The 24328-nt window shown below is 72.8% G+C and carries 22 protein-coding genes; 6 read left to right on the top strand and 16 right to left on the bottom strand.

All coding sequences use genetic code 11. From position 1 onward, the window contains the following. Positions 1 to 46 precede the first annotated feature (46 nt). Entirely contained in the window at positions 47 to 1633 is a 1587-nt protein-coding gene (locus ACWDYJ_RS15375; RefSeq protein WP_451566025.1) for a GMC family oxidoreductase, read from the bottom strand. A gap of 203 nt (positions 1634 to 1836) precedes the next feature. Here ACWDYJ_RS15375 and ACWDYJ_RS15370 point away from each other — a divergent pair, with 203 nt between their 5' ends. Beyond that, a complete protein-coding gene (locus tag ACWDYJ_RS15370) occupies positions 1837 to 2334 on the top strand; it encodes an SgcJ/EcaC family oxidoreductase (RefSeq protein WP_451566024.1) in 498 nt (165 codons plus the stop codon). Positions 2335 to 2468: 134 nt separating this feature from the next. Here ACWDYJ_RS15370 and ACWDYJ_RS15365 read toward each other — a convergent pair whose 3' ends face one another. The 8 genes from ACWDYJ_RS15365 to ACWDYJ_RS15330 all read right to left on the bottom strand — a co-directional run bounded on the left by ACWDYJ_RS15365 (position 2469) and on the right by ACWDYJ_RS15330 (position 10598). After that, positions 2469 to 4073: an MFS transporter gene (locus ACWDYJ_RS15365; RefSeq protein WP_451566023.1), complete on the bottom strand. Its 1605-nt coding sequence runs from the start codon at positions 4071 to 4073 to the stop codon at positions 2469 to 2471. A gap of 86 nt (positions 4074 to 4159) precedes the next feature. Continuing rightward, positions 4160 to 5455, bottom strand: coding sequence for an activator-dependent family glycosyltransferase (locus tag ACWDYJ_RS15360; RefSeq protein WP_451566022.1), 1296 nt, complete (start codon positions 5453 to 5455; stop codon positions 4160 to 4162). A 234-nt stretch (positions 5456 to 5689) separates the two neighbouring features. Next, a complete protein-coding gene (locus ACWDYJ_RS15355; RefSeq protein WP_451566021.1) occupies positions 5690 to 6352 on the bottom strand; it encodes an alpha/beta hydrolase in 663 nt (220 codons plus the stop codon). A 31-nt stretch (positions 6353 to 6383) separates the two neighbouring features. Further along, positions 6384 to 7124, bottom strand: coding sequence for a DUF2306 domain-containing protein (locus tag ACWDYJ_RS15350; protein WP_451566020.1), 741 nt, complete (start codon positions 7122 to 7124; stop codon positions 6384 to 6386). A 108-nt stretch (positions 7125 to 7232) separates the two neighbouring features. Next, complete coding sequence (locus tag ACWDYJ_RS15345; RefSeq protein WP_451566019.1) at positions 7233 to 8291, bottom strand: glucose-1-phosphate thymidylyltransferase; 1059 nt, start codon at positions 8289 to 8291, stop codon at positions 7233 to 7235. 30 nt (positions 8292 to 8321) lie between these two features. After that, positions 8322 to 8786: an SgcJ/EcaC family oxidoreductase gene (locus ACWDYJ_RS15340; RefSeq protein WP_451566018.1), complete on the bottom strand. Its 465-nt coding sequence runs from the start codon at positions 8784 to 8786 to the stop codon at positions 8322 to 8324. 49 nt (positions 8787 to 8835) lie between these two features. Continuing rightward, the gene (locus ACWDYJ_RS15335; protein WP_451566017.1) at positions 8836 to 9285 is read right to left on the bottom strand and encodes an SgcJ/EcaC family oxidoreductase; all 450 of its coding nucleotides are present in this window, start codon (positions 9283 to 9285) and stop codon (positions 8836 to 8838) included. Between the two features lie 29 nt (positions 9286 to 9314). After that, entirely contained in the window at positions 9315 to 10598 is a 1284-nt protein-coding gene (locus ACWDYJ_RS15330) for a cytochrome P450 family protein (protein ID WP_451566016.1), read from the bottom strand. Positions 10599 to 10801: 203 nt separating this feature from the next. Between ACWDYJ_RS15330 and ACWDYJ_RS15325 the strand changes: the two genes are divergently transcribed. From ACWDYJ_RS15325 to ACWDYJ_RS15315, 3 genes are read left to right on the top strand one after another with little or no spacing between them, the layout of a single operon-like run. Further along, positions 10802 to 11983, top strand: a complete 1182-nt coding sequence (locus ACWDYJ_RS15325) for an acyl-CoA dehydrogenase family protein (RefSeq protein WP_451566015.1) — start codon at positions 10802 to 10804, stop codon at positions 11981 to 11983. A 46-nt stretch (positions 11984 to 12029) separates the two neighbouring features. Then, positions 12030 to 13379, top strand: a complete 1350-nt coding sequence (locus ACWDYJ_RS15320) for a nucleotide sugar dehydrogenase (protein ID WP_451566014.1) — start codon at positions 12030 to 12032, stop codon at positions 13377 to 13379. Next, entirely contained in the window at positions 13379 to 14356 is a 978-nt protein-coding gene (locus ACWDYJ_RS15315; RefSeq protein ID WP_451566013.1) for an NAD-dependent epimerase/dehydratase family protein, read from the top strand. The genes ACWDYJ_RS15320 and ACWDYJ_RS15315 overlap by 1 nt, the downstream gene beginning before the upstream one ends. A 47-nt stretch (positions 14357 to 14403) precedes the next feature. Here ACWDYJ_RS15315 and ACWDYJ_RS15310 read toward each other — a convergent pair whose 3' ends face one another. From ACWDYJ_RS15310 to ACWDYJ_RS15280, 7 genes are all read right to left on the bottom strand, one after another. Then, positions 14404 to 15852 carry a pyridoxal phosphate-dependent decarboxylase family protein gene (locus ACWDYJ_RS15310; protein ID WP_451566012.1) on the bottom strand — a complete coding sequence of 483 codons (1449 nt, stop codon included), beginning with the start codon at positions 15850 to 15852 and terminating at the stop codon, positions 14404 to 14406. A 5-nt stretch (positions 15853 to 15857) separates the two neighbouring features. After that, positions 15858 to 17687 (bottom strand): hypothetical protein, encoded by a 1830-nt coding sequence (locus ACWDYJ_RS15305; protein ID WP_451566011.1) that lies wholly within the window; start codon positions 17685 to 17687, stop codon positions 15858 to 15860. Next, complete coding sequence (locus tag ACWDYJ_RS15300) at positions 17684 to 18271, bottom strand: prephenate dehydrogenase/arogenate dehydrogenase family protein (RefSeq protein WP_451566010.1); 588 nt, start codon at positions 18269 to 18271, stop codon at positions 17684 to 17686. The genes ACWDYJ_RS15305 and ACWDYJ_RS15300 overlap by 4 nt, the downstream gene beginning before the upstream one ends. Positions 18272 to 18278: 7 nt before the next feature. Next, the gene (locus ACWDYJ_RS15295; RefSeq protein ID WP_451566009.1) at positions 18279 to 19082 is read right to left on the bottom strand and encodes a TIGR03084 family metal-binding protein; all 804 of its coding nucleotides are present in this window, start codon (positions 19080 to 19082) and stop codon (positions 18279 to 18281) included. 158 nt (positions 19083 to 19240) lie between these two features. Then, positions 19241 to 19699 carry an acyl-CoA thioesterase gene (locus ACWDYJ_RS15290; RefSeq protein WP_451566008.1) on the bottom strand — a complete coding sequence of 153 codons (459 nt, stop codon included), beginning with the start codon at positions 19697 to 19699 and terminating at the stop codon, positions 19241 to 19243. Between the two features lie 103 nt (positions 19700 to 19802). Next, positions 19803 to 21461 (bottom strand): FAD-dependent oxidoreductase, encoded by a 1659-nt coding sequence (locus tag ACWDYJ_RS15285; RefSeq protein ID WP_451566007.1) that lies wholly within the window; start codon positions 21459 to 21461, stop codon positions 19803 to 19805. Next, positions 21458 to 22042 (bottom strand): DUF5987 family protein, encoded by a 585-nt coding sequence (locus ACWDYJ_RS15280; RefSeq protein ID WP_451566006.1) that lies wholly within the window; start codon positions 22040 to 22042, stop codon positions 21458 to 21460. The genes ACWDYJ_RS15285 and ACWDYJ_RS15280 overlap by 4 nt, the downstream gene beginning before the upstream one ends. 392 nt (positions 22043 to 22434) lie before the next feature. On the opposite strand from ACWDYJ_RS15280, the gene ACWDYJ_RS15275 reads away from it, so the two are divergent. Beyond that, positions 22435 to 23496 carry a ParB/RepB/Spo0J family partition protein gene (locus tag ACWDYJ_RS15275; RefSeq protein WP_451566005.1) on the top strand — a complete coding sequence of 354 codons (1062 nt, stop codon included), beginning with the start codon at positions 22435 to 22437 and terminating at the stop codon, positions 23494 to 23496. Between the two features lie 25 nt (positions 23497 to 23521). Continuing rightward, positions 23522 to 24301 carry a helix-turn-helix domain-containing protein gene (locus tag ACWDYJ_RS15270; protein ID WP_451566004.1) on the top strand — a complete coding sequence of 260 codons (780 nt, stop codon included), beginning with the start codon at positions 23522 to 23524 and terminating at the stop codon, positions 24299 to 24301. The last annotated feature ends 27 nt before the right edge of the window (positions 24302 to 24328 follow it).

Genomic DNA, 24328 nt, shown 5'->3' with positions numbered 1-24328 from the left:
GGGCCGGCGGTCGATCCGCCGGCCCGCCCTCGTGGCGTGTATCCGCTCAGGCGGCGGTGGGGGCCGCGTCCTGCGCGGTGCCGGCCGGGGCGCGCAGGCCGCGTACGAGGTCGGCGGCCTTCTCGGCGATGGCGATGGTGGGGGCGTTGGTGTTGCCCCGGACCACGGTCGGCATGACCGACGCGTCGGCCACGCGCAGCCCCTCGATGCCCAGGACCTTCAGGTCCGCGTCGACGACGGCGCCCATGGCGCAGGTGGAGGTGGGGTGGAAGATGGAGTGGGTGACGCGCCGGACGTAGGCGCGCAGGTCTGCGTCGGAGGCGGAGGCCGGCGGCAGGTACGGGGTCGCCGTGTAGGGGGAGAGCGCCTTCTGACCGGCGATGTCGAGGGCGATCCGCAGGGCGGCGACGGCCGTGTCCAGGTCGGCTTCCTCGGCGAAGTAGTTGTGCTGGATGCGCGGCTTGGCCGTCGGGTCCTCCGAGGCCAGGCCGACCGAGCCCCGGCTGCGCGGGGTGAGCAGGGAGGGGCCGAAGGTGAAGGCGTGGGCGGTGGGCACGCCGAGGCCTCCGTCGGTGAACATGACCGGGGCGGCGAGGTACTCGACGTCGGGGGCGCCCCGGCCGGCGTCGGTACGGACGAACCCGCCGACCTCGGGGCCGTTGGAGGTCAGCGGTCCGCGGCCTTCGGCGAGGAAGCGCTGGAAGTTCTCGGGGGTGCCCGCGGCGAGCATGCTGATGGGGTGCTCGTGCGGGTAGACCAGCGGGATCAGGACGTGGTCCTGGAGGTTCTGGCCGACCAGGGGCTGGTCGAGGACCACGGGGATGCCGAGGGCGCCGAGCAGGGCGGCGGGCCCGATGCCGGAGAGCTGGAGCAGCTGCGGGGAGTTGTAGGTGCCGGCGCAGAGGATCACCTCGCGTTCGGCGCGCAGGGTGAGCAGCTCGTCGAGGCGGTGGCCGACGACGCCGGTCGCGCGGCCGTTCTCGATCAGGACCCGGTGGACCTGGAGGTTGGTCTCGACGGTGAGGTTGGGCCGGTCCAGCACGGGGTGCAGGAAGGCGGTCGCGGTGCTGGCGCGGCGGCCGTCGCGCTGGTTGAGCTGGAAGGCGCCGAAGCCGTCCTGGGTGGCTCCGTTGAAGTCGTCGTTGGCGGTGTACCCGGCCTCGACGGCGGCTTCCACGAAGGCGGTCGACATGGGGTTCTCGGCGCGGCCGTCGCTGACGGCGAGCGGTCCTCCGGTGCCGTGGAAGGCGTCGGCGCCGCGCTCGTTGTCCTCGGACCGCTTGAAGTAGGGCAGCAGTTCCCCGTAGCTCCAGCCGGGCTGGCCCCAGGCGTCGTAGTCGGCCCGGTTGCCGCGGATGTAGATCTGCGTGTTGATAGAGCTGGTGCCGCCGAGCACGCGCCCGCGCGGGAGGTAGAGGCGGCGCCGGTTCAGGTACGGCTCGTCATGCGTGTCGTAGTCCCAGTCGAGCCGGGTACGGAAGAGCTTCGCGAAGGCCGCGGGTACGTGGATCTGTTCCGCCGAATCGACCGGTCCGGCTTCCACGAGACACACCGTGACCTGCGGGTCCTCGCTGAGCCGGGCCGCGAGCACCGCGCCTGCCGAGCCGCCGCCGACGATGACGTAGTCGTACATGAACCCCTCCTCGGACGTTTGGCTCAAGAATCGCGCAGCGTGCTCCGGGCGGCTTCTCCTGGAGTGCCTAAACGGCTTCCGGTGTAAGGGAGTTGGGGCGCCGGTCAGAGCGCAATCGCGAAGACGCGCGGCGCCGCGGCGGGTGTGACGATGTGGCGTGGGGTTCGCCCGGAACCGACCCGCATACGACAAGGAGATCCAGCATGAGCGAGACCGCCACGTCTTGGGGCAACGCAGCTTGGGGCAACGCCGCCGAGCTTCTCGCCGCCGCCGGTGTGGAGGAGGACGTCGACTACTACCGCTCGTTCACCTCTCCCGACGAGCGGGCCGTGCTGTCGGTGGCGCTGCGGGTGCAGGCCGCCTGGGCGGCGAACGACGGCGACGTCTTCGCGGACTGCTTCTCCGAGAACGGCAGCCTGCTGATGCAGGACGACCAGCTGACGAGCCGTGAGGAGATCCGCTCCTACATGACCAAGGGATTCCAGGGCGTCTACAAGGGCGCCCACGTGACCGGCTACCCGCTGTCGCTGAAGTTCCTGGACGACGGTGTCGCGCTGGCCGTCACCGAGGGCGGGATCGTCCTGGACGGCGAGACCGAGGTCGCCCCGCAGCGCCGGATCCGGGCCACCTGGGTCATCGTCAAGGAGGGCGAGGGCGACCTGCGGCTGTTCTCGCACCAGAGCAGCCCCGTCAACGGCTGACAGCGGCCGGGCGCGGGCCGGGGCGTCCCCCGGCCGCGCGAAGGGCCCCGTACGGCCGGTCCGGTGTCACCGGCCGGCCGTACGGGGCCCTTCGCGTTCGTACCGTCGTGCGTTCCCGTCGTGGGGGGGCGCGTCTACTCGGCGCGGCCGAGGGCGGCCTCCTCGGGTTCGGCGGCGGCCGGCTGCGGCGCGGGTCCGTCGGGGGCCGCGGCGCGCCGGGTGCGCAGCAGGCCGTAGGCGAGGGCCACCAGCACCACCATGGAGGCGGCGCTGGCGCCCGCGACGCTGTTCAGGCCGTTGGTGAAGGCCTCGCGGGCCGGGCCGAGCAGGGTGGCGGCCACCGACTCCGACAGGTCGGCGGCGGCGGCCGACGCGCCGGCCAGCGACTCGCGTGCGGCGTCCGCCGCCCCGGCCGGCAGGCCGGTGGGCAGGGTGTCGGCCGCCTCCGCGCGGTAGACGGCGGTGCCGACGCTGCCCAGCAGGGCGACGCCGAGTGCCACGCCGAGCTCGCTGCTGGTCTCCGAGGTCGACGCCGCCGATCCCGCCTTCTCGGGCGGGGCGGCGCCGACGACCAGGTCGGTGCTGAGCGCGGCCATCGGGCCCAGGCCGAAGAAGATCAGCGTGAAGCAGGCGATGACGGGCAGGGCCCCGGACCCGCTGCCGACCTGGGTCAGGAGCAGGCCGCCGACGGCCGAGAGGGTCGCGCCGGCGGCGATGACCTGACCGGTGCCGATCTTCTGCGCCACCGCGGGCGCCAGCATCGCGCCCACGACGGTGCCCAGGGCTGAGGGCAGCATCCACGGCCCGGCGGCCAGCGGTGACAGGCCGTCGACCATCTGGAGGTACTGGGTGACGAACAGCCCGACGCCGCCCAGGGTGGCCGTGCCGATCAGCATCACGGCCAGGGCCCCGCTGAAGGAGCGGCTGCGGAAGAGGCCGACGTCCAGCAGGGGCGCGGCCAGCTTCCGCTGGCGGGCGACGAACACCACCCCGGCCGCGATGCCGAGGGCCCCGGCGGTGAGGGACACGGCCGACACGCCGTGCGCCGCCACCTCCTTGAGGGCGTAGATGACGGGCAGGATGGCCGCCAGCGACAGGCCGACGCTGGCCAGGTCGAGCCGGCCGGGCTCCGGGTCGCGGTACTCGGGCAGCAGCCGGGGGCCGGCCACCAGCAGCACCACCATGACCGGTACGCCGAGCAGGAACACCGAGCCCCACCAGAAGTACTCCAGGAGCGCCCCGCCGATGACGGGTCCGACGGCGGTTCCGGCCATGAAGCAGCTCATCCACACGGCGATGGCCATGCCGCGCTGCTTCTCGTCCTGGAACATGTTGCTGATCAGCGCCAGCGTCGAGGGGCCGAGGGTGGCGCCCGCGATGCCCAGCAGGGCGCGGGTGACGATGAGCATCTCGGCGCTCGTGGAGTACGCCGCCAGTACGGAGGCGACGCCGAAGGCGGCGGCCCCGATCAGCAGGAGCCGGCGGCGGCCGATGCGGTCGCCGAGGGTCCCCATGGTGATGAGGAAGCCCGCGATCATGAACGCGTAGATGTCCATGATCCACAGTTGTTGGGTGCTGCTCGGGTCGAGGTCGGCGCTCAGGTGCGGCAGCGCCAGGTACAGCACGCCCAGGTCGAGGGCCAGCAGGGTGGTGGGCAGGGCGAGGACCGCCAGCCCGATCCACTCCCGCCGTGTGGCCCTGGGAGCCGGGGGGCCACCGGTCTCGGGGGGTGTTTCCATGGTCTTCCTTCCCGGTCTACGTCACTTCGTCGCTTCGGACAGGGGCTTGGTCCGTGGGGGGCGTCCGGCCTCGGGGGCTCGCGACCTCAGGGGCGGGCGGCTCGGTGGCGCGCGGTCAGGCGCTCCAGCAGGGGGACGATCTCGTTCGGGCTCGGGGTGCCCAGGCGCTGGGTGCGCAGCCGGGCGGCGTTGGCCGCGAAGGAGGGGTCGTCGAGGACGCGCAGCAGCTGGGTGCGCAGCAGCTCGGCGGTGATCTGGTCGGAGTCGGCGACGTACAGGCCGGCGCCCTCGTCCTGGAGGCCGTTGGCGTGGGCCACGGGCGCCCACCACTTCTCGCTCCAGTACGTGCCGGGGACGATCAGCTGGGGGACGCCGTGCTCGACGGCGGTGATGAAGGTGCCGGGCCCGCCGTGGTGGACGATCGCCGAGCAGGTGGGCAGCAGGGTGGTGAGCGGGACGAAGTCCACCAGCCGGACGTTGTCGGGGACGGTGGTCCGCGCGTCGAGCTGGCTGCCGGAGAAGGTGGCGACGACCTCGGCGTCGATGTCGGCGACCGCCTCGAGGAGTTCGGCCGCGGAGGCTTCTATGCCGTGGGACTCGCGGTGCGAGAAGCCGAGGGTCAGGCACACGCGACGGCGCTCGGGCGTGTCGTAGACCCAGTCGGGGGACTGCACGGGGCCGTTGAAGGCGACGGGGCGCACCGGGACGTGGTGGATGCCCTTGGGGTGGTGGATCCAGTCCGGGGACGGGTCGAGGCTCCACTGGCCGAGGACCATCTCCTCGTCGAATTCGCAGCCGTGGAGCTTGAGGATCGGCTCCAGCCAGGCCCGCATGGGGTCGTGGCGGTGGGTCAGTTCGGAGGCGACGGCGGTGCGCAGCTGTCCGAGGGTGTCGACGCCCCACAGGAAGCGGGCATGCGCGGCGCCGCAGGCCCGGGCGGCGACGGGACCGGCGAAGGACAGGGTGTTCCAGACGACCAGGTCGGGCTGCCAGCGGCGGGCGAAGGCGACCAGGTCGTCGAAGGTGGAGTCGGGGGACAGCAGCGGGAAGAACTCGGTGGCCAGGGAGACGTACTCGGCGTACGGGTCGTCCCAGCCGTACTCGCTCTGCCGGGAGGTGGGGCGCAGGGCGGCCGGGGCCGCGCCGGCGGGCGTCCCGCCCGCGGGCTCCTTCTCGGGTTCGGCGTCGGCGAGGTCCTGGCCGAGGTGGGCGGCGGGTTCGCCGACGGGCACGGGCATGAGACCGAGGCCGGCGATGTCGCCGGCCAGGTCGGGATGGCTCGCGACGCGCACCTCGTGCCCCGCGGTCTGCATCGACCAGGCCAGTGGGGCCAGGAGGTACAGCTGAGACTTGTTCAGGCAGGAGACGAACAGGACACGCATGGGAGTCCCTTCCGGTAGCGGGAACGACCTCGGCCGGACGGCCCGGCTCCCCGGGTGCCGGGACGTCCGGCAGGAGCGCCGGCGTCGAGCGTCGCACCGGGGCGGTGGGTCGGGCATCTTCTGGATTGCCCGGTTTCCGCTACCGGTCGGGGCGGGAGGGAGACGGAGACGGAGACGACGGTGGGGCCGTGCGCGTGTTCGCGCACGGCCCCACGGCCCGGGACTCCCGGGGTGCTACAGCTCGGCGGCGTAGGCCTCCAGTACGTCCGCCACCTCCTGCGGGCGGCTGAGCGGCAGGCAGTGGCCGCCGTCGATGGCGTCGGCCTCGATGCCGAGGCGGTCCTTGGCGACCTGCCGGCTCCACTCCTCGGGCATGAAGCGGTCGTCACGGCCGATCAGGACCCTGGAGGGGATGGACGGCCACGTCTCCAGCGGCCAGACCCGGTCCATCGGGGTCTGCTGTTGGATCCGCGCGCGGCGCAGGGCCTCGGCGGCCAGCTCCGGCGGGACGTCGTGGTAGAACTGCGCGTTCTCGTCCTCGCCTTCGGCGGGTTCGTAGACGAGGGCGTTGTGGCCGGTGTTCTGCCACCACTCGTTCGGGGTCTCGCCGGGCCGCGGGATCATCCCGGACACGAACACGATGAGGTCGGCGCCGGTGCGCTCGGCCACGATGGGCGCGGTGAAGCCGCCCAGGGAGTGGCCCGCCACGACCAGGTCGGTGCGGTCGCCGATGGCCTCGACGACGGTGTCGGCGTATTCGCTGTAGGTCGCGTTCTCGTCCTCGCTGGGCAGGTCTACGGCGACCACGTCGTGGCCGCGCTCGCGCAGCGCGGCTTCCACCAGGTGCCAGCTCCAGGCGCCGTCTTCGGCGCCGTGGATCAACACGAAGGTCGTCATGAGGGTTGGTCCTTCCGGTTGGTGCGTGTGCTTAGGCTCCGGCCGCGACCGCCGCCCGGCGGGCGGAGGAGCGGCGCAGCCACCAGTGTGCGGCCAGGAGGGTGACGATCCAGTTCACCCAGAACCCGGCCAACTGGGCCAGTATGGGCAGGAGTTCGTAGTTGAAGTCGGGTATCAGAGCGGTTCCGTACCAGACCGCGTTGAAGAAGATCCGGCCCGTCACGACGCCCATGCACAGCGCGAAGCTGTAGATCATCAGCACGCGGTGCGCCTCGTAGCGGCGGGCGCGCGCCGCGCGGAACCCGCCGATGGTGACGACCAGCGACAGGGCCGCCCAGAGCGTGGTGCCGATGGCGCCGAGGCCGGTGAGCGTGCCGAAGGGCATGATCACCAGGGAGAGCGTGGCGGACGGCACCATGCCGCCGATGACGTACGCGCGCCCGCTGACGCGGTGCACGGCCGGGTGCTCGCGGCGCAGCCAGGGCCACATCTGGAGGCCCGCCGTCACGATGGCGACGGTGCCGAACACGATGTGCGCCACCAGGAAGGCGTAGTGGCCGGCGAACTCCGGATTGATCGGGATCAGCGACTCGGCCGGGTCCAGGCCCAGGTAGCGCGGCCAGGTGTAGACGAGGAAGGCCACGATCACCAGGGCCAGCGGCAGCGTCCAGGGACGCCGCAGCCAGGAGCCCGAGGGGGCCGGGCCGGTGGGAGCGCCCACGGGGTCCGGCGCGGGTCTGTCGGTCACGTGGGCCGGATCGGTCTGAGTCATGGGGCGCACACTCCTGCGCGGGCGGGGGAAGCGGAGGCTGAGTGCCGTATCTGCGACACGGTAGTGAGCGCGGCGGTCGCGCTCTTCTTCCAGATTGCTCAAGTCGGTTCAGGCGGCGATCTCGACGCGGGTGTGGTCACCGACCACCAAGCGGTGGTGGGCGCCCGCGGGCCCGACGGTCGCCGAGCGGCCGATGATCGAGTCGTGCAGGCGGGGCACGTCGGCGACGGTCGCGCCGTCGAGGACGATGGAGTCGCTGACGTACGCCCCGCTCAGGACGCAGTCGCGGCCGACGGAGGTGTAGGGGCCGATCCGGCTGTCCTGGACGAGGGTCCCGGCGCCGATGACGGCCGGGCCGGTGATCCGGGAGGCGACGACCCGGGCGCCGGGTCCCAGCACCACGGGCCCGTCCAGCACGCTCAGGCCGTCGACCGTGCCGTCCAGGGCCGGCTCCAGGGCGCCGAGCAGGCGGCGGTTGCAGGCGAGGACCGCGTCGGCGCTGCCGGTGTCCTGCCAGTAGCCGTCGTGTTCCCCGGCGGTGACCGCGGAGCCCGAGGCGACCATCCACTGGAGGGCGTCGGTGATCTCCAGTTCGCCCCGGGCTCCGGGCCCGATCGCGTCGACCGCGCGGTGGACGGCCGGGGTGAAGAAGTACACGCCCATCAGGGCGAGGTCGCTGCGCGGCTGCCGGGGCTTTTCGACCAGGGCCCGGACCCGGCCGCCCTCACCCAGTTCGACGACGCCGAACGCGCGCGGGTCGGGCACCTTGCGGACCATGACGTGGGCCGCCGGGCGCTCTTCGGCGAACCGCGCGGCGGCCTCGGTGATCCCGTCGGGGAGGACGATGTCACCGAGGTACAGCACGAAGTCGTCGCCGCCGAGGAAGGGGCGGGCGAGGCGGACGCAGTGGGCCAGGCCGAGCGGTTGGTCCTGCCGGATGTAGGTCAGGCGCGCCCCGAACCGGGAGCCGTCGCCGAGCACGCGCGTGAACTCATCGGCCCACTGGCCGACCACCACCCCGATCTCCTCGATGCCCGCCGCCCGGATGTTCTCCAGGACGTACTCCAGAACGGGCTTGTTGGCGATCGGCATGAGCTGCTTGGGCATGGAGTGGCTGAGCGGGCGAAGGCGCGTACCCGATCCGCCCGCGAGGACGAGTGCTTTCACAGCGGTGGCCTCCCGGCGGGGCGTGGTGGCTCAGCCCTTGACGGGGCTGGTCTGGTAGGAGAACAGCTTCCAGTCGCCTTCGTCCTTGACGACCACCCACACGGCGCGGACCTGGTCCTCGGGGGCCGGTCCGTCGAGGTCGGCACGGACGAGCCCGCCCTCGGTGACGGCGACGGCGACGCCGTCGGTGATGAACCGGACGGAGACCGGGTCGTGGACGACGCGGGTGCCCTTGTAGGGGCCGGCGAAGCCCTCGGTGAGGCGGGTGCGGATCTGCTCGCGGCCCTGGAGCTGGTCGTCGCCCAGCAGCAGGCTGCCGTTGTCGGCGAAGACGTCGGCCAGGGCGTCGGCGTCACCGCGGTCCCAGGTGCCGCGGAACCGCAGCGGCACGCTGAGGACGGCTCCTTCCTCGCCGTTGGGGAAACTGCCGTAGTGGCCGGCCCATTCCTTCGCCTGTTCGACGAGGAGGGCGGCCTTGGCGGCCCGTTCGGTCATCGGGTTCTCCTGCCTCTCGGTGGGGTGGGCTCTGCCCGGGGACCGGTGTTCACCAGCGCAGGGTCGCGCCCGCGCCGCGCGGGCTGTTCTGGTAGGCGGTGAGCTGCCACTCGCCGTCGCGCCTGACGATCGTCCAGGTGGAGCGGACCGCGAGGGCGGGGTCGATCTCGGTCTCGCCGGGGGGCAGGATCCCGCCGTGGGTACGGATCAGCGCCACGTCGTCGGTGACGAAGCGCAGGTCGACGGGCTGGCCCGTGACGCCGCTGCCCTTGAACGGGCCGGCGTACGCGGCCGCCATGAAGGCGCGGATCTCCTCGCGGCTGGTCTTGTACACGTCGCCGGGCAGGATGAGCACCCCGTCCTCGGTGAAGACGTCGGCCACGCCGTCGGCGTCGTTCCTCGCCCAGGCGGCCACCAGCTTGAGCGGCACGCCGAGGGCTGCCTTCTCCTTCTCGCTGGTGAACGTCCCGTAGTAGGCGTCCAGTGCTGCGGTCACCATTCCTCCTTCGCCTGCCTGCTCGGACGCGTTCATCGTTGCTCCGCGGCTTCCGCCGGCGCATCTCCTGACGTGCTGGGGGCCGGTGCGGTGAACGTCACCGGCAACGCGGCGAGGCCGCGGGTGATGCTCGGGCCGCCGATGCGCCAACGCAGCTGCGCGGGCGGGTGGTCGAGGGCGATGACCGGGAAGCGGCGCAGCAGCGAACCGAAGGCGATCTCGCCCTCGACGCGGGCCAGCGCCGCGCCCAGGCAGTAGTGGATGCCGTGGCCGAAGGCGAGGTTGTCCCCGTCGGTACGGGTGATGTCGAGCCGGTCGGGTTCCGCGAAGCGCGCCGGGTCCCGGTCGGCGGCGGCCAGGACCACGGACACGACGGAGCCGGCGGGGATGACGGTGCCGGCGACCTCGGTGTCGGCGGTGGTGAAGCGCAGGGTGGCGCGCTCGACGGGCCCGTCGTAGCGCAGCAGTTCCTCGACGGCCGAGGGCAGCAGGTCGGGGCGGTCGCGCAGCAGGGCGAGCTGGTCGGGGGCGCGCAGCAGGGCGAGTACGCCGTTGCCGACCATGTTGGCCGTGTTGTTGTGCCCGGCGACGATCAGGAGCTTGGCCATGCCGATCAGCTCCCGCTCCGAGAGCCCCTCGCGGCCGTCGGCCGCCGCGATGAGCACGCTCAGCGGGTCGGGCTGGGCGTCCACGGGCAGGCGGGTGTCGAGGCGCGCGCGCAGGGTGGCGATCAGCCCGGTCAGGTAGGACTCCATCGCGGCGTTGCCCTGCTTGCGGCGCAGTACGGCCGCCTCGTCGACGGGCGGGGCCAGCGCCATGTCCGTCCAGGTCCCGAACGCCTCGCGGTCGCCCGCGGGCACTCCGAGCAGCTCGCAGATCACGGTGATCGCCAGCGGGAAGGCGAGGTGGGCGACGATGTCGGGTCGCGGCGCGGCGGCGAGGGACTCCAGCAGCCCGTCGGTGATCTCCTGGATCCGCGGCCGCATGGCCTCGATGCGGCGCGGGGTGAACGCCTTGCCGACCAGGCGCCGCTGGCGGGTGTGGTCGGGCGGGTCGCTGTTGAGCATGTTGGCGCCCAGCGGGCCCTCGTCGCCGCCGGCTCCCATGCTGCGCAGCCAGTCGGGTGCGACGGTGGGGTCCTTCGAGAAGCGTGTATCGGCCAATACCTCGCGGGCCACGTCGTAGCGGGTGATGAGCCATGACTCCAGGCCCATGGGTCCGGCCGTCCGGTGCACGGCGCCGTCCTGGCGCAGGAGGGCGTAGGCCGGGTAGGGGTGGGCCTGGAAGGCCTCGCTCAGCAGATCGATCGTGGTCATGGTTCCCCCTCGGCTGTCTCCGGGCGCGGGAGCGCGCGTGGGGCCCAGCATTGGCTTGTTCTCGCCGTCCGGGCACCTTCTGGATTGCGCCGTCGTGTCCGGAAGGCACCGTCGGCGTGCGGTGCGCAACTGAAGAGATGCGGGGGCCCGGGGCCGGTGAAACCGTCGGGCCATACATCCACGGGCACGTCGGGGAGGAACTGATGACGACCGCGCACACACCGTCACGGCAGGAACTGGTCCAGCGGGCCAGGGACCTGGCACCCGTGCTGGGCAAGCACGCGCTGTGGTCCGAGGAGCACCGGAGCCTGCACGACGAGGTGGTGACAGCGATCTCCGACGCGGGTCTGACCCGGATGCGGGTGCCCGCCCGGTACGGCGGCTACGAGAGCGACACCCGCACGGTGGTGGAGGTGCTCGCGGAGCTGGGCCGGGCCGACGGGTCGGCCGCTTGGAACGCGGCGATCTGGCAGATCAGCGGCTGGATCGCGGGCCTGTTCCCGGACGCGGTGCAGGACCTGTTCCACTCCACGCCGCAGGTGCGGGTGTGCGGGATCCTCAGCCCGTCCGCCGTCGCCGAGCCCGTCGAGGGCGGCGTCAAGGTCAGCGGTACCTGGGCCTTCAACAGCGCGGCCCTGCACAGCCACTGGGACATGAACGCGGCGCTGCTGCGGCACCCCGACGGCGCGATGGAGCCGGTGATGACGGCGATCCCGCTGTCGGAGCTGGAGATCACCGACGACTGGTACACCTCGGGCCTGCGCGGGTCGGGCAGCGTGTCGACGACCGCGCGGGAGGTGTTCGTCCCGCAGGAGCGGGTGCTGTTCATGCGCGACGTGCTGCACGAGACGTACGCGTCCGAGCTGAACGCCGCGAGCCCGCTCTTCCGGGGCCCGCTGCTGCCGACGGCGTGCGCGACCATCACCGGGGTGGTGCTGGGGCTGGGCTGGGCCGCCCGGGACGCGTTCTTCGAGCGGCTGCCGGGCCGGGGCATCACGTACACCGACCACTCCAGCCGGCAGCAGGCCCAGCTGACGCACCTTCAGGCCGCGGAGGCCGAGATGCGGATCGAGGAGGCGGAGTTCCATACCTTCCGCGCCGCCGATCTGGTCGACGCCAAGAACGCGTCCGGGCAGCCGTGGACGGTCCAGGAGCGGGCCCGCGTACGGGCCGACATGGGGCGGGCGTGCCAGCTGGTGAAGGAGGCCGTGGACGTCTACTCCACCGCCAGCGGCGGCACCTCCGTCTACCAGACCGTGCCGATCCAGCGGATCGAGCGGGACGTGCGGGTGGTCAACCTGCACGCCATCATGCAGCCCGCCACCAACCTGGAGCTCTACGGACGCATCCTGTGCGGCCTGGAGCCCAACACCCACTACATCTAACGCTGTGACCGGCCCGTCCCGTCCTCCCGTCTCCCCAGGAGTGCACATGCCTGTTCTTCCTGACGACCGTCCGCCCACCGTGGCGGTCGTGGGCTTCGGATACGTCGGCTCGTGCCTCTCGGCGGCCCTGGCCGACCGCGGCCTCCAGGTCGTCGGGGTGGACACCGACGCCGCGCTGGTCGCGGAACTGGGCCGCGGGTACTGCCGCTTCCAGGAGAGCGGCCTGTCCGAGCTGGTCCTCGCCACCATGGCCGCCGGACGGCTGCGGGTCACCACCGACTACGCGGCCCTCGACGACGCCGACGTGGTGGTGATCGCCGTGGGGACGCCAGTCCGCGCGGACGGTTCGCTCGCCGACGAGGCGCTGCGGGAGGTCTGCGCGGAACTGGGCCGGCGGCTGCGTCCCGGCCGGCTGGTGGTCCTCAAGAGCACCGTGTCGCCCGGCACCACCCGCGGCCTGGTGCTGCCGCTGCTGGAGAAGGGCGGCCTGGCGGGCGGGCGGGACTTCGCGCTCGCCTTCACCCCGGAGCGGCTGGCCGAGGGGGCCGCGCTGCGGGAGCTGAGCACCTTCCCGATCGTGGTGGGCGGCCTCGACGCCGCGTCCACCGCTACGGCGTCCGCGTTCTGGCAGCGGGCCCTGGGCGTGGCCACGATCGAGCTGGGCTCCCTGGAGGCCGCCGAGATCGTCAAGCTGGCCGACAACTGGTGGATCGACCTCAACATCGCCCTGGCCAACGAACTCGCCGTGTTCTGCGACCTGTTCGAGGTGGACGTGCTGGACGTCATCACGGCGGCCAACACCATCGCCAAGGGCAACGGCAGCGTCAACATCCTCACCCCGGGTGTCGGGGTGGGCGGCTCCTGCCTGACGAAGGATCCATGGATGGTGTGGCACGCGGCCCGCGAGCGGGGTGTGGAGATCCGTACGGCGCCGGTCGCCCGGGAAGTCAACTCCGCGATGCCCGCGCACACCGCGGGCCTGGTGCTTCAGGAGCTGGAGCGCCTCGGCCGGGGTCCGGCCGGGGCGCGGGTCGCCGTCCTCGGGCTGTCGTTCAAGTCCGGCTCCGGTGACCTGCGGGCCACGCCGGTGCTGGACACGGTCCGGGCGCTGCGGGCGGCGGGCGCCGAGGTGCGCCTCTACGACCCGCTGGTGGACCGGGAGGCCGCCACCACGCTGTTCGGCGCCGAGCCGGAGCACAGCGTGGCGGACGCGGTGCGCGGCGCGGACTGCGTGGCGGTGCTGGCCCGCCATCCGGAGCTGGAGGGGCTGGACTACGGGGCGCTGCCGCTGGCCGGGCGGGCGGTCGTCCTCGACGGGCGGGACTGTTTCTCCGGCCCGGAGATCGAAGCGGTGCGCCGTGCCGGGCACGTCTACCGCGGCATCGGGCGGCGGTGATGGCCCGCGTCCTGGTCACCGGCGGCAACGGCTTCATCGGCGGCCATCTGGTGGAGCGGCTGCTGGAGCGGGGGGACGAGGTGACCGTCTACGACGGCGCTCCCCCGCCCGGCGGCCGCGCCGCCGCCGGCGCCCGGTTCGTGGAGGGCGACATCCGCGACGCGGACCGGCTGGGGGCCGCGCTGGCCGGCGCGGAGCTGGTCTACCACCTGGCCGCGGTCGTCGGGGTGGACCAGTACCTGGCGCGCCCGCTGGACGTCATCGACATCAACTTCTCGGGGACCCGCACCGTGCTGGACCTGGCCTGCCGGGCGGACGCCAAGGTGGTCGTGGCCAGCACCAGCGAGGTCTTCGGGAAGAACCCGGCCGTGCCCTGGGCGGAGGACGGGGACCGGGTGCTCGGCCCGACCAGCGCCGACCGCTGGACGTACTCCTCCAGCAAGGCCCTGGCCGAGCACCTGACCTTCGCCTTCGCGTCCCAGCACGGTCTGGAGGCGACGGTGGTGCGGTACTTCAACGTCTACGGTCCGCGCCAGCGGCCGGCGTACATCGTCAGCCGCTCGGTGCACCGGGCGCTGAACGGCCTGCCGCCCGTGGTGTACGACCGCGGCGGCCAGACCCGCTGTTTCACGTACGTGGACGACGCGGTGGCCGGGACGGTGCTGGCCGGGACGGTGCCCGGGGCGGCCGGTGAGGCCTTCAACCTGGGCAGCGAGACGGAGTCCACGGTCGGCGAGGTGGTGGACCTGGTCGTGGAGCTGACCGGGGCGGCCACCGGGACCTCGGCCGCCGACACCGCTGCCGCGTACGGCAGGGCGTACGAGGACCTGGCCCGGCGCGTGCCGCTGACCGCGAAGGCGCGCACGGTGCTGGGCTTCAAGTGCCGGACCCCGCTGCGCGAGGGCCTGGAGCGGACGGTGGACTGGGCGCGGGCCACGCCGTGGTGGCTGGAGCTGCCCGACAGCGGGGCCGGCTGAGGCGGGCGGCGCGGTCGATGCCGTGGGCGTCGTCTCCCGTACCTGGCTCACAGGGTCACCAGGGTGCGGGGGGCGACCGCGGCGACGGCCTCCTTGACGATGGAGACGACCTGGTCGACGTGGCTGCGGTGGGTGCGGTGGTTGAGCACGCACAGCCGCAGCGTGTAGCGGCCGTGGATGCGGGTGCTGGTGAGGTGGACGCGCCGGTCGGCGTGGACGGCCTCCAGCAGCCTGCGGTTGGCTTCGTCGCCGCCCTCGCGCAGGCGGAAGTTGAGGACGGTCAGATCCGGGGTGAGGGTCTCCAGCTCCGGGACGGCGAGCAGCTCCCGGTGGACGACGCGGGCCAGGTCGAGCTTCTCGTCGAGGGCGTCGCGGAAGGCGGCGACCCCGTGCAGGTGCAGGGGCAGCCACAGGCGCAGGCCCCGGTAGCCGCGGCTCATCTCGGTGCCGAGGTCCTGGTAGTCGGGGAGCGGGGTCTCGCGGTCCATGTCCTGGAGGTAGGCGGCGTCGGCGCTGTGGGCAGCGTGCAGGAGGCGTTCGTCGCGCACCAGCAGCACGCCCGAGCTGTAGGGGAAGAACATCGACTTGTGCGGGTCGAGGGCGATGGAGTCGGCGCGTTCGATGCCGGCCAGGGCCGCCCGGCCGCGCTCCGTGAGCTGGAAGCCGCCGCCGTAGGCGGCGTCGACGTGCAGCCACAGCCCCTGGGCACGGGCGAGGCCGGCGAGCCGTCCGAGCGGGTCGACGGCTCCGGTGTTGGTGGTGCCCGCGGTCGCGACGAGGAGGAAGGGGCGCCTGCCGGCGGCCCGGTCTTCGGTGATCATCCGCTCGGCGGCCTCGGCGTCCATCCGCAGGTCCTCGGTGACGGGGACGAGGCGGACCTGGTCCGCGGACATTCCGGCGATGCGGGCGGCCTTGGCCACCGAGAGATGGGTGTGCTCGGTGACGTAGACGGTCGCGCGGTGGTGGTAGGGCGGGTCGCCGAGGAGTTCCTGGCGTGCGGTGAGCAGGGCGGACAGGGCGCCGGTGGAGGCGCCGGTGGTGATCAGTCCGCCGGCCGTGGCGGGCAGGCCGAACTCCCGGGCGAACCAGCGGATCACCCCGTGTTCCATGGCCACCAGGCCGGGTGCCATGGAGCTGGCGGCGGTGAAGCGGTTGACGGTGCAGGCGAGCAGCTCGGCCACGGCGGAGCTGAACAGGCCGCCGCCGGGGAAGTAGGCGAAGGTGGTCGGCCCGGCGGTGTCGGCGGCCTGTTCGGCGGCGCCGCGGAAGGTGTCGAGGAGCCGGCCGAACTCCCCCGGGTGCTCGGCCGGCGGGGCCAGCAGCGCGGCCGTGCCGGCGTCGATGCCGTGGTCCGGGGCGGAGGCGGCGGGGCCGAGGCCGCCCAGCGGGGCGGTGCCGAGCGAGCCGATGAACTCGGAGACGAAGGAGGTCGCGGAGGCCATCATGGCGGCGATCTCGTCCTGGCGGGGCTCCAGCCCCGGGCGCAGCTCCGGCACGGTCCTCACGCTCCCGTCTTGATCGCGTCGCGGGCGGCGGGGTGGGTCTGCGCCAGCGGCGGCAGCGGGTAGGCGTAGACGCTGCCCGGGTACATCACGGGGCGCCGCCAGTCGGAGTAGTCGAGCGGGGCCAGGGTGTGCCGGTGGCGGCGGGAGGCGTCGATGGCGGCGGCGCGGGCCGAGGAGTCGCGGCCGCTGGACTCGGCGATCTGCTGGATGCGTTCGGTGCCGAAGTTGATGGGGGCGGCCTGGCTGAACTCCTGGGCGCTGACCTGGAGCCAGCCGTCGGTGTCCTCCTTGATGCCGTCCGCGAGGCCGCGGACGGCGTCGTCGTGTCCGGCGCCCGCGTCCCGGGCCCGCCAGTAGTCGAGGACGCGCCGGCCGTGCCCGATCATGCCGGTCATGGCGCCGCCGCTGGTCATGAAGTGGCCGTTGCCGAAGGAGTCGCCGCCGATGACCCCGTTGGCGGCCACCAGGGCGTCCGCCCCGGTCCGCTCGACCAGGCTGAACATCTTGGGCCCGTAGGTCATCTGGACCTTGCGCAGTTCGCTCTTGGGTATCTCCAAGATGTGCGAGGACTGCTCCAGGTAGAACTCGCGCAGCAGGTACTGGTAGCCGGCGTAGTACTCGGGCGACTCGTGGTCGGTTCCCTCGGGGGTCAGGCCGGCGGCTACCGGGTCGAACTTCTTGAAGTCGGGGACCTGGACGAGCACCCAGCCGACGGCGGGGTCGCCCTCGTGGCCGACGGCGATCTGGCGGGTCCAGTACTCGACGCCGTCCTCGTCGAACTCGGAGGCGACGCGCCTGCGGAGCCGGCCGTCGACGAGGACGTCCATGAGTCCGGCGAGGTAGTCGGCCTGCGCCACGACCGGGCCGCGGCCGTCGCCGTGGTCGACGAGGACGTCCTCCTGCTTGAAGCCGAGCTGGTCGGCGTCGTCGCTGCGGAAGCCCTGCGCGACCATGAACACCTTGGGCACGCCGAGGTCGATGACGTCGGTGCCCGGGGCCCGCACCCGGCGGAACTTGCCCTTGAAGTCCAGCTCGCGCACCGCCTCGATGCGTACGTTCTTCAGCCCGTCCCCGGCATCCTGGAAACCGGTGCCGTCGGTGAGGACGCGGTGCTGGCTGAACAGGCGTACGCGGGGCTGCTCGACACCGTCCTGGAGGTCCTGGCGTTCGACGGCCTCCAGGTAGCGGCGAAGCAGGATCAGTACGTCGGCGGCGCGGGACTGGAAGGCGGAGGGGCCGTCGAGGACCTGGGTCATGGATTCGCCGAGGCGGTTCTCGTCCGGTGCGGTGGGCAGGGCGACCGGGTCCAGGACGGTGACGATCCGGTGGGGCCGGCCGTCCTTCCAGCGGTCGTCGATGAACTCCGCGTGCTGGACGGTGCCGGCGATGCGGGCCTCGGCGCCGACGTACGAGCTGAGGAAGCCGGTGACGACCTCGTCGGCGGCGACCGGGCCGGCGGGCAGGCCGGGCTGGTAGAGGCTGTCGGCGAGCCACAGGATCTTGCCGTCGCCGCGCCGGGGCAGCCGGGCCTCGCCGTAGCGCTCCAGCATCATCTTGTCGATCATGCCGAGGTGGTGGTAGAGCTCCTCGCGGATGTTCCAGTGGACGCCGAGGGAGGGGCCGCCGCGCAGTTCGACGCCGACGGCCCGGCGGCCCATGGCCACCGTCCACAGCATGGCCATCATGTTGGTCCCGCCGAGGCCGAGGGCGAGGAAGTCGGGGTCGCGGACCCCGGTCAGGTCGTCGGCGAGTGCGTCGCGGTCGAAGCCGACGGCGGGGGCACTCGGGGGGGTCTGGGCGCTCTGGGTGGTCTTGGTGCGGCTCATGTCGTGCTCCTCTTCGGGGTGTCGAGGGTGGCGAGGGTGCGGTGGGCGAGCGGTACGGGCCGGGGTGCGTCGGGGGCCAGGAGGCGGGGGCGGGCCCCGCACAGCCGGGCCAGGTGCTCGGCGGCGCTCAGATCGCCGGGCGCGGAGCCGGCGTAGGGGCACAGGACCCAGGGGCGGCCGGTGAACAGGCCGGGGTGCGGGGTGCGGGCGGCGCGGCGGCCTCCCGCCAGCGGCTGCCCGGGTACGTGGCCCAGCAGGTCGCAGCCGCGCAGTTCGGCCTCGGCGCGGACCGCCGGGGTGGTGCCGGAGATGTCGGTGTAGGCGTGGCCCAGGCCCCGGGCCTGGGCGGTGACCAGCGCGTCCACCGTCTCGTGCGGGGCGGTGGCGACGAGCACCAGGCCGGCGGGCGGGTGGCGGTCGGTGAGCGGGGTGCCGGCCCCGAGCCGCAGGGCCCTGGCCAGGGCGTCGGCGTCGGGGTCGTCGAGGGTGACCTCGACGCCGGCGCGGACCAGCGCGAGCGCGACGGAGGTGCCGGTCACTGAGCAGCCGATCACGGTGACCCTCCACGGGCCCGCGCTGGTCACGGCCGCCTCACTCCTGGGGTGCGGTGAACTGGCCGGGCCGGCGGCCCTCCCCGGCGGGGCCGCGGTAGGCCTGGGCGATGTCCAGCCAGCGGCCGGCCTCCTCGCCGGTGGCGGTCAGGGCCAGGTCCGCGCGGTGCCTGCGCCGGGTGACCAGCAGGGCGAAATCGTGGGCGGGGCCGCTGACCTTCTGGGTGGCGTCCTCGGGGCCGATGTTCCACGGCTCGCCGGAGGGGCTGGTCAGTTCGAAGCGGAAGGGTTCGGCGGGCGGGGTCAGGCCGCGGGAGAGGTAGCCGAAGTCGCGGGTCAGGAAGGCGAAGAAGGCGAGGTTGTACAGCCGGTCGGTGGGCTCGCGGCGGATCCCGAGGGCGTCGGCGATGTCCTGGCCGTGGGCGAACAGCTCCATGATCCCGGCGCTGGCGAGGACGGCCGGCGGCAGCGGGTTGACCAGCCAGGGCACGACCTGTCCCTCGGGGACGGCGGCCAGGGCTCCGACCGAGGCCTCGCCCTCGGCCCGGAAGCGGGCGAGGAGTTGGGCGGGCGGGAGGGAGTTGAACTGGGCGAGGGCGGCGTTGACGGCCCCGTTGAAGTCGCCCGCGGCGGAGGCGGCGACGGCCTTGAAGGTCTCGGGGTCGGCGGCGGCGGTCTTGGCGAGGGTGAAGATGAAGGTCAGGTGGGCGATCTGGTCGGCGACGCTCCAGCCCGGGGCGGGGGTCGGGGTGCGCCAGGCGGCCTCGTCGAGGCCGCCGACCAGGGCGGCGACCTCGTCGATGTCGGCGGACAGGTCCTTGAGTACGTCGTTCAGGGCGGTCATGTCGTCTCTCCTCGGTGCGGTCGTGCGGTCGGTTGTGTGAAAGGACTCACGGGGCGTGCGGGGTGGGTGCCGTGAAGCAACTCACCGGGCGGGGGCGGGGCGGGTTCCTTGAAGCAACTCACCGGGCGTGCGGGGCCGGACGGGGCGGGGCGGTGCGCTCACGCCGCCCGTCCGGCCAGGGACCGGGTGCCGTCCTGGTAGGGCTCCAGGGCCTGGGCCAGCGCGGCGGGGATCAGGGAGGGGACCGTGTCGGTGTTGGGGCCGCGCATGCAGGCGATGCGCTGCCGGCCGCGGGCCACGAGCGTCTCGACGCCGTCCTCGCCCAGCTTCACGTAGTCGAAGGTGAACTCCAGCTGGGTCTGGCCCTGTTCGGCCAGCCGCATCCGGACGGACAGCTCGTCGAAGGCGGTGATCTCGGCGAAGAACTCGCAGTCCACCTTCAGGGTGAACAGCTTGAGGTCGTCCTGGACCTCCGCGAGGACCGCGGGAGCCTTCTGCTTGAGGAAGAGTTCCCGGCAACGCCCTTGCCACCGGAGGTAATTCACGTAGTAGACGTTGCCGACCAGGTTGGTCTCCTCGAAGCCGACCGTGTGCCGGTACTCGAAGTATTCGCTCATGTCTCTCCCTCCGTCGGATGCGTGGACGGCATCATGGTTCGTTGAAGCAACTCACTCGGGGTGCGGGCCGTCCGCGGCCGGGCCGGCCGCGGACGGGTGACCGTCAGGGACGTACGAGGGTGGGCAGCAGCGGCAGCACGTTCTTGCGGCCGCCGCGGGAGCCGCCGGGGGCCGGCGCGCCGTAGGTGACGGACACGCCGCGGGCCTGGGCGGCGCGGACGATGCCGGGCACGGCGCGCTCGGCGAGCGCGGCGATGGTCATGGCCGGGTTGACGGTCAGCGCTCCGGGGACGGCGGAGCCGTCGGTGACGAAGATCCCGGGGTGGCCGCGCAGTTCGTTGGTGTCGTCGAGGGCGGAGGTGTGCGGGTCGTCGCCCATGCGGACGGAGGCCAGCGGGTGCACGGTGTAGGCGCCCACCAGGTCGTTGGTCCACGGCATCACCTTGGCGAGGCCGTCCTTCTCCAGGATCTCCTTGACCTCGGCGTCGGACATGTCCCACGCGCCCAGGGTGTTCTTCGTCGGCACGTAGCGGAGATTGCCCCGGCCCAGCATCTGCTGGGATATCCGGTGCGCGTTGCCGGTGGCGGGGGGCGGCCCGAAGACGCCCTCGTTGTCGTCCTCGATCATCGTGAAGATGGTCAGCCAGGACGTCCAGCGCTTGAGGATCTCCTTCTTCTCGGGGCCGAACCAGGAGGGTCCGGTGGCGTCGGGGACCTGGGCGAGGATGGTGCCCAGGCCGGGCGGGAAGTACAGCTGTTCCAGCGAGTAGCGCGAGTACTCGGGCAGGGAGCCGTCGAGCCGGTCCCAGCTGGCCACGGTCGGGCCCTTGCCGATCTGGTTGGCCGCGTAGGCCAGACCGTCGCCGCGGTCGAGCCCCAGCAGTTCGGCGGCCTTGGCCTCGTCGATGACGGCGGTGTTGAGCCGCTCGCCGTTGCCGGAGAAGTAGCGGCCCACCGCCCGGGGCATGGTGCCGAGGTGGCCTTCGCTGCGCTGGAGGATGACCGGGGTGGCGCCGGCTCCCGCCGCGACGACCACGATCTTCGCCTCGATGGCGCCGGAGCCGGTGTGCACGCGGTAGTCCTCGTCGTCCACGACCTCGTAGTGGACGCGGTAGTCGCCCTCGTCGGTGCGGGCGATGTACTGGACCTCGTGCAGGGGGCGGATCTCGGCGCCGTGGGCGAGGGCCGCCGGCAGGTAGTTGACCAGCAGCGACTGTTTCGCCTCGAAGCGGCACCCGGCCATCATCCAGTTGCAGTTGACGCACTTGGTGTTGTCGATGGCGACGGAGAGCGGGTTGGCGGTGCGGCCGGCGCGGTCGCAGGCGGCGGCCCACAGGCCACCGGCGTAGCTGACGTCCTCCCAACCCTGGCGGGTGACCGACAGGGACTCGTCGACGCGGTCGTACCAGGGGTCGAGGGTGTCGCGGCTGACGGCCGACGGCCACATCCTGCGGCCGATGGAGCCGTGCCGGTCGAAGACGAACCGGGGGGCGCGGGGCATGGCGGCGAAGTAGACGACGCTGCCGCCGCCGACGCAGTTGCCGCCGAGGACGCTCATGCCGTCGCCGACCGTGAAGTCGAAGGCCCGTGTGTAGGAGGAGCCGAGCTTGTAGTCGTGTTCGAAGTCGGTGCCGCTCAGCCAGGGCCCGCGCTCCAGGACGGTGACCTTCGCGCCGCCGGCCGCCAGGTGGTAGGCGGCGATGGCGCCGCCGAAGCCGCTGCCGATGACGAGCACGTCGGTACGTTCGGCCGTCGTGCTCATGCGGGGCTCCCGGTGGACGTGGTGTCGGGGTGGAGGCGGGCGAGCCGGCGGCCGTAGCCGAATTCCTTGAAGCGCCACAGGCCGTCGGCGTCGGGGTGGGCCAGGCCCATGGCGGCGAGGCCGGGGTGGCCCGCCGCCAGTGCCTCGGCGGTGTGCAGGTGGGCGGCGGAGTCGAAGGCCATGTTGCAGAAGAGCGAGAGCAGGACCCAGAACTCCTTCTCCGGGTGGCCCGGCCTCGTCAGCCGCAGGACCAGTTCGGCCCGGTCGGGGTAGGCGAGGGCCACGAAGGCGGGCACGTCCGTGTCCAGGGTCAGGCCGCGCTCGGCGGCGTACTCCTCGGCATGGGCGTTGGCGAGCCGGGCCAGGTCGTCGAGACCGTCGTGGATGCCGGTCGCGTCCCAGCGCAGCAGGTCGAGCGCGCCGGCCTGGACGGCGCCGCCGCCGGTGGCGACGCCGGCGATGGCCCGGTCACCGGACCACCGCTTCTGTCCGGGGATGATGGTGTCCGCATAAGCCTCCAGGGTGATCGTCGTCGTGTGCTTCTCGCCGCCAGGCGCCGCACTTTCCTCGTCCTGTCCCATCTCAGCCTCCCGTCGTTTCTTCCGGAGCGGGGCGCCTTGCGGCATGGCAGAAAGCTAGGCGCGGACTCCGCGTTCAAGCAACGGAAGTCCGTTCGGGCGGGCGGGCGACTTCCCCAAGTCGTCACGAGGCGGAATCGGACTCCGCAGAGTCGCAGTGTCGGGAACAGCCGGGTCCACACCCCCTCTTTTCGGCCCTTAGGCTGCTGGCCGGGATGCATTCATCGCCGCGTGTGACAGTCCTTCCGCAGAGCGAACGGGCATGCGAAAGGGCGCCGGGTCTCCTCCTTGGGGGAATTGTGAGTAGCTCCGACCGCTCCGCGACGACGCCGATGCCGATGCCGACGCCGACGAGTTCCAGGGATTCCAGGGATGCCGCGAATTCCACGCGCCTGGTGCGGATCGATTCGCTCGTGGCCGCCGATTCACCCCGGGTGAACGGCACGGACGCCGTTCACGTACGGCGGCTCGCCGCGCTCGTTCCGCAGTTGCCCCCGGTCCTCGTGCACCGGCCGACGATGCGCGTCGTCGACGGCATGCACCGGATCGCGGCGGCGCTGCGCTGCGGGCTCGACTCCGTGGAGGTCCGGTTCTTCGACGGGCCCGAGGAGGAGGTCTTCCTGCGCTCGGTCGCGGCGAACATCGCCCACGGGCTGCCGCTGTCGCTGGCGGACCGGAGGGCGGCCGCGCAGCGCATCCTGGCCTCCCGTCCGCACCTGTCGGACCGGGCCGTCGCCGGCCACACCGGCCTCGACGCGAAGACGGTGGCCTCCGTGCGCCGGTGTTCAGCCGCGGGTGTTCCCCCACTGAACACCCGTACGGGCCTCGACGGCAGGGTGCACCCGCTGGACCGTACGGCCGAGCGGATGCACGCCGCCGAGCTGATGACGAAGGACCCCGGCCTGCCGTTGCGGGCCGTGGTGAAGGAGACCGGCCTCTCGCTGGGCACCGCGCACGACGTACGGCAGCGGCTGCTGCGCGGCGAGGACCCCGTGCCCGGCAGCCGCCAGGGCGGCGGCCCGGGGCGGCCGGCGAAGGCCACCGCACCCGCCGCCGCGCCCGCGGGCTCCCCCGTCCCCGCCCCTGTTCCCGGCCCCGCCGGCTCCGGGGAGCCGCCGCCCGGCGTGCTCCGGGCGCCGCACCCCCGGCGGGAGCCCGCGGCGCGCCCGCGCCGGCCGCTGGACACCCTGCGCGGGCTCGCGGGCGACCCGTCCCTGCGGCAGTCCGAGTCGGGCCGCGACTTCATCCGCTGGATGCACACCCACTTCGTCCTCGACGAGGCCTGGCGCAAACGCGTGGACGCGATACCGCCGCACTGCAACGAGGCCGTCGCGGAAATGGCACGGCACTGCTCGGAGTCCTGGCTGCGTTTCGCCGAGGACCTCACCGCCAGGCGGCTTTCCCAGCCCACCGCCCACTTCATGGATCTGCGTGCGACTCAGGCAACTCGGCATTGACACCCATCGACGACGGGGAGACACGGTGACCACGACCACGATCGAGCACGCTGTCCGCCGAGTGATCCACTACATGCACGTCAATCTCAGCCAGGACCTGACAATCGACGACATGGCCCGCACCGCGATGTTCAGCAAATTCCATTTCACGCGTTTCTTCAGAGAAGTCACCGGAACTTCTCCGGGCCGTTTCCTGTCCGCTTTGCGGATTCAGGAAGCGAAAAGGCTGCTCATACACACGGAATTCAGTGTGGCGGACATCGGCAGCCAGGTCGGATACAGCAGCATCGGCACCTTCAGTTCACGCTTCAAGGCCTGCGTCGGCCTCTCCCCCAGCGCCTACCGCGAACGCGGCGGCGTCCTCGCGAAGATGCCCCAGCCGGCCTTCCAGCCCGCCGTCGCCCAGCGCCTGACCCTGCGCGGCCGGGTCGTCGCCGAGCAGCCCGCCGCCGAGGGCCCCGTCTTCGTCGGCCTCTTCCCCAGCCGGGTCCCCCAGGGCCGGCCGGTCCGCTGGGCCGCGCTCAGCCGGCCGGGCGCCTTCGAGCTGCGCGACGTGCCCAACGGCACCTGGCACCTGCTGGTGCACTCCCTCCAGTACGGGCACGAGGACTCCCCGGGCGGGGCGCTCGACCCCGGGGTGCTGTCGGTGGGCCGCTACGGGCCCGTCACGGTGTACCCGGGCGCGCTGCTGCTGCCCGCCGAGGTGGTCCTGCGGCCCGTGGACGTCCTGGACCCGCCGGTCCTGCTGGCCCGGCTGGACGCGCACCTGATGGAGAGCCCGCGCGAGGAGCGGATGGCGTACTGATCCGTCGGCGCCGTCGGCCGCCGCCGC

Source organism: Streptomyces sp. NPDC003042 (assembly GCF_053591315.1).
The sequence above is the reverse complement of the archived record's forward strand: the minus strand, read 5'-3'. Positions and strand labels throughout refer to the sequence as shown.